15 protein-coding genes are annotated in these 16,411 nt (G+C 70.9%); 9 read left to right on the forward strand and 6 right to left on the reverse strand.

Annotation, left to right across the window (positions count from 1 at the left end):
• Nucleotides 1-95: 95 nt before the first annotated feature.
• The 5 genes from ABT122_RS15510 to ABT122_RS15530 all read right to left on the reverse strand — a co-directional run bounded on the left by ABT122_RS15510 (nt 96) and on the right by ABT122_RS15530 (nt 4,595).
• Nucleotides 96-899 carry an SDR family NAD(P)-dependent oxidoreductase gene (locus ABT122_RS15510; protein ID WP_351551163.1) on the reverse strand — a complete coding sequence of 268 codons (804 nt, stop codon included), beginning with the start codon at nt 897-899 and terminating at the stop codon, nt 96-98.
• A gap of 34 nt (nt 900-933) precedes the next feature.
• On the reverse strand, nt 934-1,323 hold the full coding sequence (locus ABT122_RS15515) for a MaoC/PaaZ C-terminal domain-containing protein (protein ID WP_351551116.1): 390 nt from the start codon (nt 1,321-1,323) through the stop codon (nt 934-936).
• Nucleotides 1,323-1,778, reverse strand: a complete 456-nt coding sequence (locus ABT122_RS15520) for a MaoC family dehydratase N-terminal domain-containing protein (RefSeq protein ID WP_351551122.1) — start codon at nt 1,776-1,778, stop codon at nt 1,323-1,325. Before ABT122_RS15520 ends, ABT122_RS15515 begins: the two co-directional genes overlap by 1 nt.
• A 2-nt stretch (nt 1,779-1,780) precedes the next feature.
• Nucleotides 1,781-2,968, reverse strand: a complete 1,188-nt coding sequence (locus tag ABT122_RS15525) for a lipid-transfer protein (protein WP_351551125.1) — start codon at nt 2,966-2,968, stop codon at nt 1,781-1,783.
• A gap of 298 nt (nt 2,969-3,266) precedes the next feature.
• Nucleotides 3,267-4,595 carry an MFS transporter gene (locus ABT122_RS15530; RefSeq protein ID WP_351551128.1) on the reverse strand — a complete coding sequence of 443 codons (1,329 nt, stop codon included), beginning with the start codon at nt 4,593-4,595 and terminating at the stop codon, nt 3,267-3,269.
• Between the two features lie 406 nt (nt 4,596-5,001).
• Between ABT122_RS15530 and ABT122_RS15535 the strand changes: the two genes are divergently transcribed.
• From ABT122_RS15535 to ABT122_RS15570, 8 genes are all read left to right on the forward strand, one after another.
• Nucleotides 5,002-5,772 carry a methyltransferase domain-containing protein gene (locus tag ABT122_RS15535; RefSeq protein WP_351551131.1) on the forward strand — a complete coding sequence of 257 codons (771 nt, stop codon included), beginning with the start codon at nt 5,002-5,004 and terminating at the stop codon, nt 5,770-5,772.
• Between the two features lie 297 nt (nt 5,773-6,069).
• Nucleotides 6,070-7,344, forward strand: coding sequence for a right-handed parallel beta-helix repeat-containing protein (locus ABT122_RS15540; protein WP_351551134.1), 1,275 nt, complete (start codon nt 6,070-6,072; stop codon nt 7,342-7,344).
• 169 nt (nt 7,345-7,513) lie between these two features.
• Complete coding sequence (locus ABT122_RS15545) at nt 7,514-8,470, forward strand: helix-turn-helix transcriptional regulator (protein ID WP_351551137.1); 957 nt, start codon at nt 7,514-7,516, stop codon at nt 8,468-8,470.
• Nucleotides 8,467-9,216 (forward strand): SDR family oxidoreductase, encoded by a 750-nt coding sequence (locus ABT122_RS15550; protein ID WP_351551140.1) that lies wholly within the window; start codon nt 8,467-8,469, stop codon nt 9,214-9,216. The genes ABT122_RS15545 and ABT122_RS15550 overlap by 4 nt, the downstream gene beginning before the upstream one ends.
• A complete protein-coding gene (locus ABT122_RS15555; protein WP_351551143.1) occupies nt 9,209-9,829 on the forward strand; it encodes an SNARE-associated domain-containing protein in 621 nt (206 codons plus the stop codon). Before ABT122_RS15550 ends, ABT122_RS15555 begins: the two co-directional genes overlap by 8 nt.
• 103 nt (nt 9,830-9,932) lie before the next feature.
• Nucleotides 9,933-10,721 carry a DJ-1/PfpI family protein gene (locus tag ABT122_RS15560; RefSeq protein ID WP_351551146.1) on the forward strand — a complete coding sequence of 263 codons (789 nt, stop codon included), beginning with the start codon at nt 9,933-9,935 and terminating at the stop codon, nt 10,719-10,721.
• A 675-nt stretch (nt 10,722-11,396) separates the two neighbouring features.
• Nucleotides 11,397-12,761 (forward strand): hypothetical protein, encoded by a 1,365-nt coding sequence (locus ABT122_RS15565; RefSeq protein WP_351551148.1) that lies wholly within the window; start codon nt 11,397-11,399, stop codon nt 12,759-12,761.
• A gap of 183 nt (nt 12,762-12,944) precedes the next feature.
• A complete protein-coding gene (locus ABT122_RS15570; protein WP_351551150.1) occupies nt 12,945-13,511 on the forward strand; it encodes a hypothetical protein in 567 nt (188 codons plus the stop codon).
• 764 nt (nt 13,512-14,275) lie between these two features.
• On the opposite strand, the gene ABT122_RS15575 is transcribed toward ABT122_RS15570, so the two are convergent.
• Complete coding sequence (locus tag ABT122_RS15575; protein WP_351551152.1) at nt 14,276-14,956, reverse strand: ATP-binding protein; 681 nt, start codon at nt 14,954-14,956, stop codon at nt 14,276-14,278.
• A gap of 1,049 nt (nt 14,957-16,005) precedes the next feature.
• Between ABT122_RS15575 and ABT122_RS15580 the strand changes: the two genes are divergently transcribed.
• The gene (locus ABT122_RS15580) at nt 16,006-16,293 is read left to right on the forward strand and encodes a hypothetical protein (protein WP_351551155.1); all 288 of its coding nucleotides are present in this window, start codon (nt 16,006-16,008) and stop codon (nt 16,291-16,293) included.
• Nucleotides 16,294-16,411: the final 118 nt, after the last annotated feature.

The following is a 16,411-nucleotide window of genomic DNA, read 5'->3' on the forward strand; positions in this document are numbered from 1 at the left end:
CCTGGGTTCGTTGCGGAGTCGGTGCGGGGCGCCGCCCTCGGCCGTCGTCGCGGCCGGCCGGCGGGGCGGCGCCGGGGTCGGCGCGGTGGCCCGGGTCAGCGGGAACCGCCGTCGACGGTCACGACCTGGGCGCTGATGTAGTTGGCCTCCTGCGTGCAGAGCAGGTAGATCGCGCCGGCGGCCTCGGCCGGGGTCCCCGGGCGGCCGAAGGGGTTGGTGCGCCTGACGGCCTCGGCGATCTGCGGGCTGACACCGACCTTGATCCGGCGGCCCCCGATCTCCACGGTGGCGTCGTCGGCGGCGGTGGCCTCGGTCATCCGGGTCAGGATGAAGCCGTAGGCCACGGCGTTGACATTGACCCGGTACCGGCCCCACTCCTTCGCCATGGTCTTGGTGAGGCCGATGACACCGGCCTTGGCGGAGGAGTAGTTGGCCTGGCCCGGGTTGCCGTACTGGCCGGAGGTGGAGGAGACGTTGACGACCTTGCGGTGGTACTCGGTCGGGTTCGCCCTGATGTAGGGCTGGGCGGCCCGCAGGATGCGGAACGGCGCCTTGAGGTGGACGTCGAGGATGGCGTCCCACTGCTCGTCGGTCATCTTCTGGATGACGGTGTCCCAGGTGTATCCGGCGTTGTTGACGATGATGTCCAGGCCGCCGAAGGATTCGGTCGCGGTGGTGACGAAGCGGTCCGCGAAGCCCTCCTCGGTGACCGAGCCGACGCAGGCGACGGCCCGGCCGCCGGCGGCCGTGATGTCGGCGACGGTCTCCTCGGCCGGCGCCTTGTCGAGGTCGTTGATGACGACGCTCGCCCCCTCGGCGGCGAGTTTGAGCGCGACCTCGCGGCCGATGCCCCGGCCCGAGCCGGAGACGATGGCGGTCTTGCCGTCCAGGGTTCCCATGATGTGCACAGCCCTTGTCTCGTTGCTGGATGTGTCAGTCGACGGTGACGGCGGCGGAGCCCCGGAGGCTCACGGTGCCGTCGGGGAGGAAGACCGTGAGGTCGAGGTGGGCGACCCCGTCCGCGACCCGCGTGACGGTGCCCGTGCAGACCGGGGTGGCGTTGACCGGGGTGATCGCGGAGAAGCGCACCCCGTAGGAGACGATCCGCTCCTGCGGGACCCAGTCGGTGAGCAGCCGGCCCAGATACGCCATGGAGAGCATGCCGTGCGCGAAGACATCGGGGATGCCCACGGCGTGACAGGCGTCGGTGTCGATGTGCACCGGGTTGTGGTCGCCCGACGCCCCCGCGTACAGCGCGAGCACGGTACGGGTGATCTTCGGGGCCTCCAGGCTGAGGCTGTCGCCCGGGTTCAGGGTGGGCATCACAGGGCCGCCTTCGGGTCGCGCACGACAACGGTGCCGGTGAGGGTGGCGATCGGCTCGCCGTCGCGGGTGACATGGGTGGCGCGCACGACGAACTGGAGCGCGCCGCCCTTCTTCGCGTACACGTCCGTGACCTCGGTCCGGAAGGTCAGCGGGTCACCGGCGTACGCCTGGGCGTGGTAGGCGAACTCCTGGCCGCCGTGCAGGACCGTGCGGACGTCGATCCCGAGGTCCGTGAGGAACGCGCCCCGGTCGGGGTTGTCCATCTCCAGGCAGAAGAGAAAGGTCGGCGGTACCGGCAGGTCCCGGTGGCCCGCCGCCGCGGCGGCGGCCGGGTCCGTGTAGACGGCGTCGGTCTGGCCGGTGGCCCGGGCGAAGAAGCGCAGCCGGCCGCGCTCGGCCCGGGTCTCGAACGCGTCGGTGCGGGTGCCGATGACGGCGGGGTCGATGGCCATGGTCAGTCCACCTTCTCGAACAGGGTGACGACTCCGGCGGTGCCGAGGCCGAGGTTGTGCTGGAGGCCGAGGGTCACGCCGTCGACCTGCCGGGCCCCGGCCTCGCCGCGCAGCTGCCAGGTGATCTCGGCGGTCTGGGCGAGTCCCGTGGCGCCCAGCGGGTGCCCCTTGGAGAGCAGGCCGCCGGAGGGGTTGGTCACGACCCTGCCGCCGTGGGTGTTGTCGCCGTCGAGGATGAACCTCTCGGCGCCGCCCTCCTCGCACAGGCCCAGGCCCTCGTAGGTGAGGACCTCGTTGACGGTGAAGCAGTCGTGCAGCTCGACGACCCCGATGTCCCGGGGGTCGACACCGGCCCTCTCGTAGACCTCCTGGGCGGCGGCCCGCGTCACATCGGTGCCGACCAGGGACATCGCGCTCTTCCTGTCGAAGAGGCCGGCGGCGTCGGAGTGGAGCGCCTGGGCGGCGATGGCGACCCTGGGCGTGAGGCCGTTGCGGGCGGCGAACTCCTCGGAGCAGACGATCGCGGCGGCGGCGCCACAGGTGGGCGGGCAGCACTGGAGACGGGTGAGCGGCCCGGCGATCCGCGGTCCGCCGAGGACCTCGTCCAGGGTGATCGGATCGCGGAAGACGGCGTAGGGGTTGTGGGCGGCGTGGGCGCGGGCCTTGACCGAGACCCTGGCGAAGGTCTCGGCGCTCATCCCGTACTTCTCCATGTACTCGACGCCGGCGGCGGCGAAGTACTGGGGGGTCATCGGCAGGTCCGGGTCGACGTCGTGGACCTCCCGCAGCGCCTCGGCGAAGTCGGTGAGCGGCAGCGGGCGGTCCTGCCACTTGGCGCTGAGGGCGCCGGGCGGCATCTGCTCGAAGCCGACGGCGAGCGCGCACTCGGCCGCGCCGCTCTCGACGGCCTGCCGGGCCAGCCACAGCGCGGAGGAGCCCGAGGCGCAGTTGTTGTTGACGTTGAGCACGGGCACCCGGGTGAGACCGAACCGGTAGACGACGCGCTGGCCGCAGGTGGAGTCGCCGTAGACGTACCCGGCGTACACCTGCTGGATGCGGTCGTACGACAGTCCCGCGTCCGCCAGGACGGCGCGCACCGCGCCCGCGCCCAGCTCGTCGTACGTCTTGGCGGCGCTGGGTTTGGCGAACGGGACCATACCCACTCCGGCCACCAGGGCTCTGCGACTCATAACATCTCCAGTTCCTAGTTAGCGCTCCTTCACTTTTCTCGGTAAGTTGCCTGCTGTCAAGGCATTGATGAGCACACCAATCGGTTTTCGTCGAGAATCAAGCCACTCTCCTCGCCGAGGCCCGCCCCCATGCCTCCCGGCGCTACGGTGTACCGGGAGCAGCCATAAGAAGCCGTTCACTTCCTCTCCCATGACAGGCGGCGACTCGATGCGGAGGTGAATCCTTGATAACCACAGAACCGCCCACCGCTCGGATCGTTCCGAGCTGCGGGCGGTTCAGTCGGGGAAGCGGACCGGGTCAGGTCCCGGCGGTGAGTTTCCCGGCGTCCCGGTCCGGGTGGACGAGGATCAGCGCGATCACCGCACCGATGATCATCGTGACGCCGAGGACCAGGAATCCCTCCCCGTACCCCGCCGCGACGGAATCGCCCGAGGCGACCAGCCGGCCGATCACCATGGGGGCGATGATCCCGCCCAGGCTGTAGACGCCGGTGACGATGCCGAAGACGGTGCCGCGCTGGGCGGCCGGGACGACATCGGCGAGCCCGGCGAAGGCGACGCCGTACCCGGCGGAGTTCAGACAGGAGCCGAGGATGAGCAGCGCCATCTGCGGGGCGCCCCGGTCCAGCGAGGAGAAGCCGATGGTGCACACCCCGGAGGCGAGGACCAGCCCCGCCGGCAGGATGGCGCGGGTGACGCGGTTGCCGATCCCGCGCCGGGTGAGCACACGGGAGACCACTCCGGCGAGGATCACCGCGATGGCACTCCCCAGATACGGCAGGGCGACCAGGTTGCCCGCCGTCCTGGCGTCGTACCCCAGGCCCTCCTGAAGATAGAGCGGCAGCCAGCTCACCTTCACCGAGGTGTTGGCGTACGCCACGAAGAACAGCAGCGTCATGCCGATGAGCGTGCCGGTCCCGAAGAGCCGGGCCAGCGGCACCCGCTCCGGCAGCGCCGCCGGGGCTCCGGCGCCGTGGCCGTGGGAGCCGCCGGCCGCCTCCGGGCCGGAGTCGCCGGCGAGCAGCCACAGCAGGGCGACGGCCGCGCCGAACACGGCCAGGGTGCCGAAGGCCATGCGCCAGGAGTACTCCGCGATCACCCAGGTCAGCACCGGCGCCGCGATGAGCGGCCCGATGCCCGCGCCCGCGACGACGATCGAACTGGGGACCGCCCTCTTGTGGGCGGGGAACCAGGAGTGGGCGACCTGCATGGCCAGAGCCGTGGTCGGCCCCTCCGCGAAACCGAGGAGGACACGGCAGGCGATGATCGTGGTGAAGCCCGCCTGCGCGGCCATCGGCGCCAGGCTCAGCGCCCAGATGACCGCGATCCCCGCCAGCAGCCAGCGGGCACGGATCTTGCCGCCCAGCCAGCCGCCGAGGATGGACCCCACGGCGAAGAGCCAGAAGAAGCTGCTCTGGATCACGCCGAACTGGGCGTCGTCCAGGCCCAGATCCTTCTTCATGTCGACGCCGGCCAGGCCCACGACGACCTTGTCCGCGTAGTTGACGAGCATCAGACAGACCAGCAGGGCGAGGACTCCCCAGGCCCGGCGCCTGACGGAAGGGTCCTGGGTCCGGTCCGCGCCTCCTGAGGCCGAACCGGATTGCGCGTGCTGATCAACAGCCATGGGAGCCTCCTCGGAACACGACCTGGTGGCGTGAAGTGAACCACTCGTAACCTGTTGGAACAAGGCTTTGGGCAGGTATCCGGAAGTGCGGGACATCAGCCACTTCAGTTACTGACGATTAACTTGCTGCCCTCGGTCGCCGGCCGTGGACGGGGACACCCTCCGGGGCCGGGAACGGAGGCCGGAGCCGTCCGCGCGGGAGGACGGGAGGAGAGTGACGGGAGGCCGGGGAGCGCGGGGGTTCGGCGAGCGTGGACGCGCGGAGACCGCCGATGCCCGGAGGGGGCTTGCGGCCGGGGCGCGCGCTCCGGCGGTCGCGGAGCGAATTCACCGTCCCGCTGCGCCACCGCGCCCGCGATCCTATGCTGGCACACCGAGGGTGGAGACGACCTGGGGGGCATGCCTCATGAAGGCGGCAGGCAGGGGAACGTCAGCGGTGAAGTCCGGGGTCAAGCGGCTCCTGGGGCGCACCGGATTCGACATCGTGCGCAGCGCCAACAATCTGGGGGGCGTCGACGACTTCATCCCGTTCGAGGCGACGATGCGGGCCGCGCGGGCGGCCGGACTGTCGGTCGGCGACCACATCGACGCGGTGATGAACGGGACGCCCGGCGCCACCCAGTCCACCATCGACGAACTGCGGGCTCTCGGCGTCTTCGCGGCCGGCCCGGACACGGCGCTGGAGATCGGCCCCGGGTCCGGACGGTACCTGGAGAAGACACTCAAGGAGTGCTCACCGGGCCGCTACGAGATATACGAGACGGCGGCGCCCTGGGCCGCGTATCTGGTGGACACCTTCGGTGTGATCGCCCAGCCGGCCTCGGGAAGCAGTCTCGCCCCGACGCCCGACGGCAGTGTCGACCTCGTCCAGGCCCACAAGGTCTTCAACACCGTGACCTTCCTCTGCGCCGTCCGCTACTTCTTCGAGATGGCCCGCGTCACCCGGCCCGGTGGCCGGATCGTCTTCGACGTCATGACGGAGACCTGTCTGGACCCGGCCACCGTGGGCACCTGGGCGACGCGGGGTGGCGCGGGGCACGGCTCGTACCCGGCCGCCATACCGCGCCGGACCTGCGTGGACCTCTTCGCGACCCTCGGCTGCCGGCTGGAGGCGAGCTTTCTGGCGCCCATGGGCGTCGCCTCCACGGAGGTGCTCGTCTTCGTGAAGGGGGCCTGACCGGAGGAGGGGCCGCGCCCGCCGGCCGGCCCGGGCGCGCGGCGGCCGGATTCCCCCACGGCATCCCCTGTCAGGGCAGAGACAGCAAAACGCATGGATGGGTGAATACAGCACCCAAATCCATGATTCGGACAATCTCCGCTCGGGTCAGGTCATTCTTTGCCGGTTCATAGCCTTCGGAAGGCCGTCGCTTGACCCTGTGCGGGAGGACGAGCCATCCGTCTCGTCGCCTGCCCCAGGGTCCGCACCCGGCTGCGCAGGCTCGGCCTGGCAACACATGGCAGAAGGAGTCCCGGCATGATCCGCCTCTCCAGAACGCTTCCTTCAGGGTGGTTCGCGGCGGCGGGAGCCGCCGCGCTGTTCAGTCTCTCGGTGCATCCGTCGACGGCCCACGCCGCACCGCTCTCCTGCGGCCAGACGGTGACCACCGGTGTGGTGCTCACCGCCGATCTGCTCGACTGCCCCGGCGACGGCCTGATCGTCGGCGGCAACGGCCTCACCATCGACCTCAATGGCCACACCATCGACGGCGTCGGCCTGGGTACCGGCATCCGCGTCAACGGCTTCGACGACACCCTCGTCACCAATGGCGGCGGTGCCCCCGCCCATGTGCGGCAGTTCGACCACGGAGCCCGGCTCGACCCCGGCGCCTCGGGCAATGTCATCGAAAAACTCACCATCCAGGACAACGAACTCTCCGGTGTCCAGCTCGACAACGCCGACACCGGCAACCGCGTCCGCGACAACATCATCGAACGGCAGGCCCAGCGGGGCGTCGTGCTGACCGGAGGGTCGAGCGGCAATGTGATCGCCGGCAACACGATCACCGCCAACCAGGGGGAAGGCGTCCTCGTACTGAACTCCGCCGACAACCGCCTGGAGGACAATCACATCGACGACAGCGGGGACGGCGGACTGATCCTGGAGGGCGCCGGCGGCAACAGCCTGCTGGGCAACACCGTCGCCAACAGCAGTGACGGCGCGATCGCCCTGCGGCTCGGCTCGAACGGCAACCTCGTCCAGGGCAATGTGTCCTCCCTGAACCAGGACGCCGGGCTGACCGTCTCCGACTCCACCGGCAACCGGCTGCTGTCCAACACGCTCCAGGAGAACGGCGACAGCGGGATCGTCCTTCAGTCCGCCGACGACAACACGGTCACCGGAAACGACGTCAGCAGAAACACCGGCGGCATCGAACTGAGCGAGTCAGACCGCAATCTGATCGAGTCCAACACCGCGGACCACACCAGCGGGGACGGCATCAGTCTGAAGCTCTCACTCGGCAACTCCCTGCGGCTCAACCAGGCCGGCCACAACGGATCACTCGGCATCCACATCGAGGGGGAGGCGGCACCCGGGACCGGCAACCGGCTGGTCCGCAACACCACCAACGCCAACCAGAGCGGCGGCATCCTCGTCTCGAAGGCCGTCCACACCCTTCAGTCCAACACCGCCAGGGACAACGACGGCTGGGGCATCTTCGCCGAGCCCGGCAACGCCGACGGCGGGGGGAACCGGGCGAGCGGCAACGCCGAGTCCGCCCAGTGCTCGGGCGTCGTCTGCGCTCCCTGACCCGAGGTCCCCTCCTCTCCTCCCCTCCTCCCCCGCCACTCCTTCCCCGCCCCTCCTTCCCCGCCCCTCCTTCCCCGCCCCTCCAGCGGCGGATCGTGTGGCGTGATCGTTCAAGACACCCCGCGGGGCCGGATCTACCGTTGCCGGCAAGCGGGAGGAAGGAACGGTCATGGAGGAGTACGCGAGCGCCAGACTGCTCGAACTGGTCCAGCGCGCGCTGGCGGCCGAGGGCATCGACGCCGTCGCACCCGTGAGCGACGGGGCCCTGCTCCCGTTCGCGGTGAAGCGGGGATTCCTGACCGGCCTCGCCCGCGAGCACGGCCTCCTGCCGCTGCTCCGCGTCGGTTCGGCGCTGCCGGCGGTCTCGTCCGACCCCGCCGTCGCCGCGCTGCTCGGCGCCGTCACCCCGCACGACCTGTTCGAGCGATGGCAGCGGCTGGAGCGGTTCACCCACTCCCGTCACCGTGTGGTGGTCCGGGAGCGCGGTCCGGGGCGCCTCGTCGCGGAACACGCCGGACCGGAAGGGGAAGGGCCGGAGCCCGCCGAGGACGCCCTCGTCCTCGGCGTGCTGACGGCGCTGCTGCCGCTGTGCGGAGCACGGGACGTCGAGGTCGCCGCGGGCGGCGCCGTGCCGGTCACCGTGTTCTCGGACGGCGCCTTCACCGCGTCCCCTCCCCATCGGGACGGCGGTGTGTGGCGGTTCACCTGGTCGCACACCGCGCCCGTCGCGGAGGCCCGTGCGCAGGCCCCCGCACGGGACGTGGCCTCGCGTGCGCGCGGACTCCTCGCCGCCGACCCCGCGCGCCGCTGGAGGCTCGGATGTCTCGCCGCCGAGCTGGGCATCCCCCCACGGAGCCTCCAGCGGCGGCTGGCCGGCGCGGGAGGGTTCAGCGGACTGCTCGCGACGGTGCGCGCGGAGGCCGCGGCCGAGCTGCTCATGAGCGGCGGACACACCGTCGGGGTCATCGGATTCGCCTGCGGCTACGCGGACCAGGCCCACTTCACCCGCCACTTCAAACTCCGGACCGCCATGACCCCGGCGGTCTACCGCTCGGCGTTCCGGCGGCCCGCCCCCGACGAACCGGGGAGCCGCACCCATGAACAGAGAAAGAGAAGGACCTCATGAACCTCACCGGCAGAACGGTTCTCGTCACGGGCGCCACCCGCGGCGTCGGCCGGGCGCTGACCCGGCGGCTGATCGCGCTCGGCGCGCGGGTGGTGGCCGTGGGCCGCGATCCCGACGGGCTCGCGGACCTCGTGGCCGAGCACGGCGACCGGGTGTCGGCCGAGCCCCTGGACCTCACGGACCCGGAAGCCGTCGACGCCTTCTGCGACGGGCTGCCCGGCCGTCACCCCGGCGTCTCCGTCGTCATCAACAACGCGGGGGTGCAGAACCTCAGCGACTTCCTCACCGCCCGGCCGGGCGACCTCCGGCCGGTCCTGCGCCGGGAGCTGGCAGTCAACCTGGACGCCGTGGTCACGCTCTCCACGGGCCTGCTCCCCCACCTCCGGGACCAGCCATCGGCGGCGATCGTGAACATCAGCAGCGGGCTGGCCGTCATCCCCAAGGCCTCGGCACCCGTGTACTGCGCCGCCAAGTCGGCGGTGCGGACGTTCACCCGCGCCCTGCGCTACCAGTGCGAGGACGCGGCGCCCCACATCAAGGTGATGGACGCGATCCTCCCGCTCGTCGACACCGACATGACCGCGGGCCGGGGCCGGGGCAAGATCAGCCCGGCGGAGGCGGCGCGGGCGGTGGTCGAGGGCATCCACCGCGAGCGGACGGACATCTATGTGGGCAAGACCCGTCTTCTGCCCGCCCTGATGCGCGTGGCACCGTCGCTCGGCTACCGCTCGCTGCGGCATGGCTGACGCCCGCACGGCGGCCGCGCGCGGCCGTCCCGCCACGCGCACCGCCCGCATCCTGATCCGGCTCGACCGCGCCGCCCACCGGCGGTGGTTCCTTCCGGCACTGGTCCTCTTCCCGCTCAGCGACTACGCGCTGCCGGCCCTGCCCAACCAGACACTGCTCATGGGGGTCTCGGCGCTCCACCCCCGGCGCCGGCGGATGATCGCCCTGACCTTCGTCACCGCTTCCGCCCTCGGCGCCTTCCTGACGGCGACGGCCGCGCAACTGGCCGGCCCCTGGCTGCTGGACGCGGCGAGGGAGCTGATGCCGGGCCGGGGTGAGCTGCGCGAGGCCGGCGCGTTCGTGGCACGGCACGGCGTCTGGGCCCTCGCCCTTCTCTCGCTCCTGCCGTGGACCCCCCGGGTCGCCGTCCTGGCCTGCGCCCTGGCGGGCGTCCCTCCCTGGTCCATCGCCCTGGCCGTCCTGGCGGGCCGCCCCCTGCCGGTGATCCTCCTCGCCGCGACGGGCGCCGGAGCACCTCGCCTGCTGCGCCGGTCCCGGCGCGCCGAACGCCTCCTCGCGGAGGTCCACGCGCGGCGCGTTGCCGCTCCCGGGGGACCCGCGGAGAAGGCCTGAGCGGGCGGGCGCCGCCCGGCGGGGCTCGGCACCCGGGAACCCGTCCACCGTCCCGTCCGACTTCTGGCACACAGACAGTGGGCGCGAGCGAGAGGGGCGAGGGATGAGTGATCAGTGCGGGCAGGACCGCCGTGAGGTGCTGCGGACCGTGGCGGGGGTGACGCTGGGAGCGGGGATCGCTGCCACCGTGGCGGCGGGCCCGGCGGCAGCGGCGGAGCGGGAGCGCCCCGGGGAGAGCGGGCGGAAGCGGGTGGAGGTGGCGGTGCTGCTGTTCGACGGGTTCACGGCGCTGGACGCGGTGGGACCGTACGAAGCGCTCTGCCGGGTTCCCGGTGTCCGGGTGACGACGGTGGCCGTCCGGGCCGGTCTGGTCCGAACGGACACCGGCGAGCTGGGGATAGCCGCGGAGAAGTCCTTGCACCAGGTGACGCGTCCCGACGTGCTGGTGGTCCCCGGCGGCGGCGAGCGCGGGACGACCGCCACGATGGCCGACACCCGGATTCTCGACTGGATACGCCGGGTGCACCGGCGTACCGACTGGACCGCTTCGGTCTGCACCGGTTCCCTGATCCTCGGTGCGGCCGGACTGCTGCGCGGGCTCCCCGCCACCACGTACTGGGCCTCGCGCCCCTATCTGAAGGACGTGGGGGCGATCTACACGCCGGGGCGTTTCGTCGAGGCCGGAAAGATCATCACGGCAGCGGGGGTGTCCGCCGGGATCGACATGGGTCTGCACCTCGCCGCCCGCCTCTCGGACGAGAAGGTCGGCCGCGCGATGGAGCTGGCGCTGGAGTACGACCCGGTGCCCCCGTTCGGCACCGGTAACTCGGATACGGCGGACGGGGAGACCCGGGCGCTGGCGTTGAGGCTGCTCGCGGACTCGGCGGTCTGATCCCCTCGGCCCCGGCCGCCGCCGTGCGGGACACGGACCGGCCGGGGCAGGTCGATCCGTGTGCCCGTCGGGGGTGAACGCCCCAGGCGGTACGGCCCGGACGGCGGTACGGCCCGGACGGCGGCGCGGCCCGGACGGCGGTGCGGCCGGGGCCGGCGGATCACCGGTGCCGTCGCGGCCCGCCGGCCCGGCCCCGGCGCTTGCGACGGCACCGGCGGGCCCGCGCGCCGGCTCCGGCGCGGAGAGAGCCACCGCGCCGGAGCGCGGCACCCGCGGGGGGGGACCGTCGGAGCCCCAGCTGTCCCCCGCCTCCACGGGGCGGGGCGCACAGCGCGAGGGCGGGTACTGATGTTGACGATTCCGCCCCGGCGCGCGGTATCGCGGTGCCATGCTGAACGCGCTGACGCGGGGATGTGCGCCGCGTCGGCTGTCGGGCATGTGCAGACCGTCGCGGACCCCTCCCGGGGCGCTGAGCAGGTCGGGGCCGGGTGGCCCACCTCCTGGTCGTCAGCGCTCGCGGCGCGGTCCGCGGCTGTTGGCCGCCCCGCCACGGTTTCCCGAGGGGCTGGCCGGTCCCCGCCGTCGCGGCGCGGATCAGGGAAGGGGAACACCATCATCATGTCTTCACGCTCCGCCTTACGCCGCCCGGTGCCACGTGTCGGGTCGCGCCGGCGGTTGACCGCGCTCCTGGCCACGGGCACGCTGCTCTGTTCCGGGTTGGTCGCGGTGGCCGTCCCGGCCGCGACCGCCGCCCCGGAGCGCGCGGCGGCCCCGGTGGCGTACATCGCCAACAGCGAGTCGGACGATGTATCGGTCGTGGACACCGCCACCGCCGCGGTGACCGCGACCGTTCCCGTCGGTGACAGGCCCTCCGGGGTGGCCGTGGCCCCCGACGGCGGCCGGGCCTATGTCACCAACCGTGGCTCCGGTTCGGTCTCGGTGATCGACACCGGGACCGACGCCGTCACCGCCACGGTCCCCGTCGGCGATGGCCCGTTCGGGGTGGCGGTGACGCCCGGCGGCGGCAGTGTCTATGTCACCAACTTCCTGTCGGACTCGGTCTCGGTGATCGACACCGCCACCAACACCGTTACCGCGACCGTCCCGGTCGGCACACTGCCGAACAGCGCCACGGCCGCCCCGGACGGAACCCGTGTCTACGTCAGCGGCGGCGCCGCGGTCTCGGTGATCGACACCGCCACGAACACGGTCACCGCCACCGTCCCCGTCGCCCGGGCCAACGGTCTCGCGGTGACCCCGGACGGCAGCCGGCTCTATGTCAGCACCCAGCACGCGGGGGTGGCCACCGTGATCGACACCGCGACCAACGCCGTGACCGCCACCGTCCCCGTCGGGAACACTCCCTTCGGCGCCGCGGTGTCCCCTGACGGCTCCCGTGTCTACGTCGGCAACATCGGCGGCAACAGCGCCTCCGTGATCGACACCGCCACCGGCACGACCGTGGCCACCATCGATGTCGGCGCCACCCCGATCGGCGTCGCGGTGACCCCCGACGGCGGCGGACTGTACGTCGCCAACAGTGGCAGCGGCACCGCATCGGTGATCGACACCGCCACGAACACGGTCACCGCGACCGTCCCCGTCGGCAGTGGACCGTACGCCGTCGCGTTCACCCCGGCCGCCACGGCCTCCGCGGACATCGACGTCGACATCACCGCCCGGCCGAGCCTGGGCATCCTGGTCCCCTATCTCACCTACACCCTGACCGCCCGTGACCTGGGCCCGGAGGCGGTGACCACGGCCACCGTCACCGCGAAGCTGCCGTCCGGCGCCACCGCGACCCGGCTCTCCCCCGGCTGCACCGCCACGGCCGGAACCGTCACCTGCGCCTTCGGCACCATCGCGGCGGGAGCCGACGTGAGCAAGACGTTCCGCGTCCCCCTGGGCCTGCTGTCCCTCGGCCCGGTGAAGGTCACCGGCACCCGGACCGCCTCCTCACCCGCCGACCCCAACCCGGCCAACGACAGCGCCTCCTCCCACTGCACCGTCGTCTCCGTCCTCCTGGCCACCTGCTCCTGACCGCCCCGGCCCCGGCGGGCAACCGAACCCACCGGGGCACCACCCGTTTCCCACGGGCGCGGGAGCGGCGGGGAGCGCCGCGTCCGCGCCTTCGCCGGCAGCGGCCGTGCGGAACGCACCGTGGCGACCGGCCAACGCGGTTGCGGGACACGGTGCACCGCGGAGATCCCCTACCCTCACCTCATGTCTCTCACCGTTGATCAATTGACCGGGTACGTGAACGGGGAACTGCGCCGCGATCTGGCACGCTGGTTCCCCGACGCGCCCCGGGTCGACATCCCGGCGTCGACCCGCCCGGTCGAACCCTTCCTCGCCAAGCTCCCGCCCAGCGCCGCGACCGCGCTGGCCGGCTTCGACCGTGCCGTCCGCTCAGGCTCCCTTCCGCAGTGCCTCGACACATACGACTGGTCGTACGCCTTCGACTTCGAGGCCAACGACTGCCGCATCCTCGACTCCGATGGTGAGACCGAGCTGTCCGACGACGATGTGTGGTCCATCGGCGCCGACGGCGGAGGCAACTACTACACCGTGCTGACCAGCGGCCGGGTCGCGGTGTGGTTCCACGAGGAGGAGGTGATCGAGGCGGGCACGCAGTTCGACAACCTCGATGTCTTCCTGTGGTCGGTGGTCCGCCACCACGCCGTGCGGGCGGGCGTCCTGGACCTGGCGACGGTCGAGGCGGACTTCCACTCCCTGGGACAGCCCGGGGCCCTGGCACCGGGGGTCGGTCTGCTGGCCCTTCTGCGCTGAGGCGGGAACGCCGGGGGTGGCATGCCGGCGGCCCGGGGGGCCCTGAGTCGGGTCACCCTCAGAGCCCGGACTCCGGGGAGCCGGCCCCGCGGCCGCCCGGACCGCGACCCTGCCGGGAACGGCCGCCGTCATCCGATGGTGGCCGTTCGTCATCTCCCCTGGCAGTCCTGGCGGTCGGGGTCGTCGGCATGGGAGCTGTCACGACGCGAGCCCGCCCCGGGCCGGTTGCGGAAGTGCCTGATTCCCGATATCCGGTTCGACCGGTTTCACCTGAACTTATTACGGACGTACCGTCCAGTCGTCGCAGGCCACGCACCCGGTATCTCCATCTGACGGCGAACATACTGACGCGAGCGCGCAGCAGGCCTCCCTCTCGCCAAGACCCCCGGCACCCGTGCAGCGGAGAGCCTGAAGGGCTCGGCCGGAACGGCCCGGTCGCCCTCCCCGGGAACGCGTCCCAGCACTCCCAGACCCCGGCGGTCCCGAGGAAACCGTTCATGACGACGTGCCCGGACCGGCCGCCCTGACGGTGCGTCCCGCAGCGTCCGCCGGTGTGCGCTCGCCCCCGATACGTCTCCAGCACCCGCCATGACATCGCATCGGCAACCGTCTGATGAGGAATGGGAATTTCGGCACAGGGTGGTTGGACGCGGACATGTCTGTGGAGCGGGTCACCGGCTCCTCGTGTGAGGAGCCCCTCGGGCGCTGCCTCGTTGGCCACGGCGGTCAAGTGTGCACGGTGGCCGACAGAGCGCCCCGGGCCGTCACCGGGGGTGCGGACGGAACAGTGACGCACACGCGGAACCCGACCGACGAATGGCTGATCGGAGCGGATTTGGTGTCTCCGGTCCTCGCTCCGCCCCCGGCTGCGGAGAGTCTGAGGCACGCTGAAAATCTACAGCGACCCTCAACCCAGCGGAGGCTCGGTGAATCACGACCCGATCGGCAAGACCGAAGACGATGTCAAGACCTCGCCCATTCTCAGCCTCACCGTCATAGCCCTTCCAGCGAGGAGTGCCATCCGTTCCACCCTCATCCACAACCGACAAGGTAACGACCCGCTCCGACACCGCGAACTCCAGACAGAATTCACCGGAAGCCAATCCACTGGCAGTATGTTTGATGGCGTTCGCACTCAACTCGCTCACAATCAATAATGCGTCATCTAAAAATGGTTCGCCCTGCAACTCGCCGCGTGTCCAATCGCGGGCTCGGCCGACCTGTTCGACACGACCTGGGAACTTCTTCTTCAGAAGATGAGGCTCGGCCTCCTCATGCGAGTCCAGCCAGCATCCTGATAGGAACTTGCTCGAGATGGCTCCCCGCGTAACACACACGCAGGTCAATAGCTTCAATCCCACCACATCAACCCCCTCTTGCAAGGATGCCGAATGACCAGGCACGCAGGGTCCCCTGCACAGACCCCGACCGCTCCTGTTGGTCACGAGGTTCAGCTGCTAACCTCTCTGTCAACCTCAGGTCCCCGCGCAGGCGGGGATGGTCCCCGATCTCTTTGCGTCGGCTGCTTCGAACCGTCACATTCCCCGTCCAAGCGGGGATTCCTCCCATACAGAGTCATGAACTGCATTCGTTCACTCCTACAGAAATCATGCCGATGGCTGACCCCTCGCAGGCGTTCCGGGGCAGGAGGGTTCGAGGCATCCGTACCCAAAGAGATCGCGAGAATTACTACATTTCTCGCGATCTCTTTGGATGCGGTCGACAACGGCACCCAAAGAGATCGGTTCCCAAACATCCGCTTCCCTCTTCGTTCAGGTCGTGGGCCACTTCCCACCGAAGAAGCGACAGCAGCGGGACCGTCAACAGGGAGACTCCAGGCCGGACCAGCCGAGTTCACTATGCGGCATCGCCCTGCCAGCCCTGTGGGCGTCCTCATGGAAACGGCGTCGCCCTCGCTGTAATGGACATCCGTCATGGGAAGTTGAACGAGCCTCGTCACTCTCGCGCATCACTCACCACAGGGATCGGCGCTCTCCGCTCTGGAGCCCCCGTGGGGCACCGCGGAGATCGGGCTACCCGACCTGAGGGCACGACGTCTGCCAGCACCTGAAGCGCACGCGTCACACATGGCTCTCGATGCCTTCCGGACAGAGCATTGCGCAAGAGGGCGAGCCCCGGATCGAGCACCTTATGAGCTACCCGGTCCCCAGCCCACCATCGCCTGACAGGCCCGCCTGCTACTGCCAGCGGGGCGCCCAGTAAGGGCCCGGTCGGCTAGCCTGCCTGTACGTATCCAGTAACCGCTGTAAAGGACACACCGTAGTTTGGGGGATCGACAATTTCCCGAAGAATGGGTTGCCCAGAACCCCGCGTTCTTCCCGGCTGAATGCCCTGGCAGGCTCGCGTGGCCGATCATTGGACACGTCCCCGGAGACGTCGCCGGACCCGTCCTTCACCGAACACCCCCTTCTGTGGCCAGTTCTCCCACCGTGTCCTACGGTGCTGGTGGGTTCGAGAGCCGGAGGGGGGTTCCGTGACGGGTGCGGGTGCGGGTGCGGAGTTGGCGGAGCGGATCGCCGGGCAGCGGGCGGGGGTGTGCGGGTTCACGGACGTGGAGGCGCTGGCGCGGTTCGCGGCGGGGCGGGTGTGGAAGGACACCGGGCGGGCCCTGGTGACCGAGGGCATCGGCGGGCAGCGCGCGAGTGCGCTCAACGATCTCGCCGGGGTGGACCGGGAACGGTTCGACCGGGCCGTGGACCAGACCTTCGGGCCGTCCCCCGAGGAACGCGCCCGGCAGCAGCGGGACGGTGGGGGGAGCTGAGTCGTGGGTATCGGGGACATTGTCAGTGATCTGACGCCGGATGTGGTGGAGGACGCGGTTGAGAAGGGGACCGAGTGGGTCGGTGAGCGGGTCGAGGATGCGGGGGACTGGACGGCGG

This window comes from Streptomyces sp. NPDC001985 (genome assembly GCF_040296845.1).
In the GTDB taxonomy this organism is placed as follows: domain Bacteria; phylum Actinomycetota; class Actinomycetes; order Streptomycetales; family Streptomycetaceae; genus Streptomyces.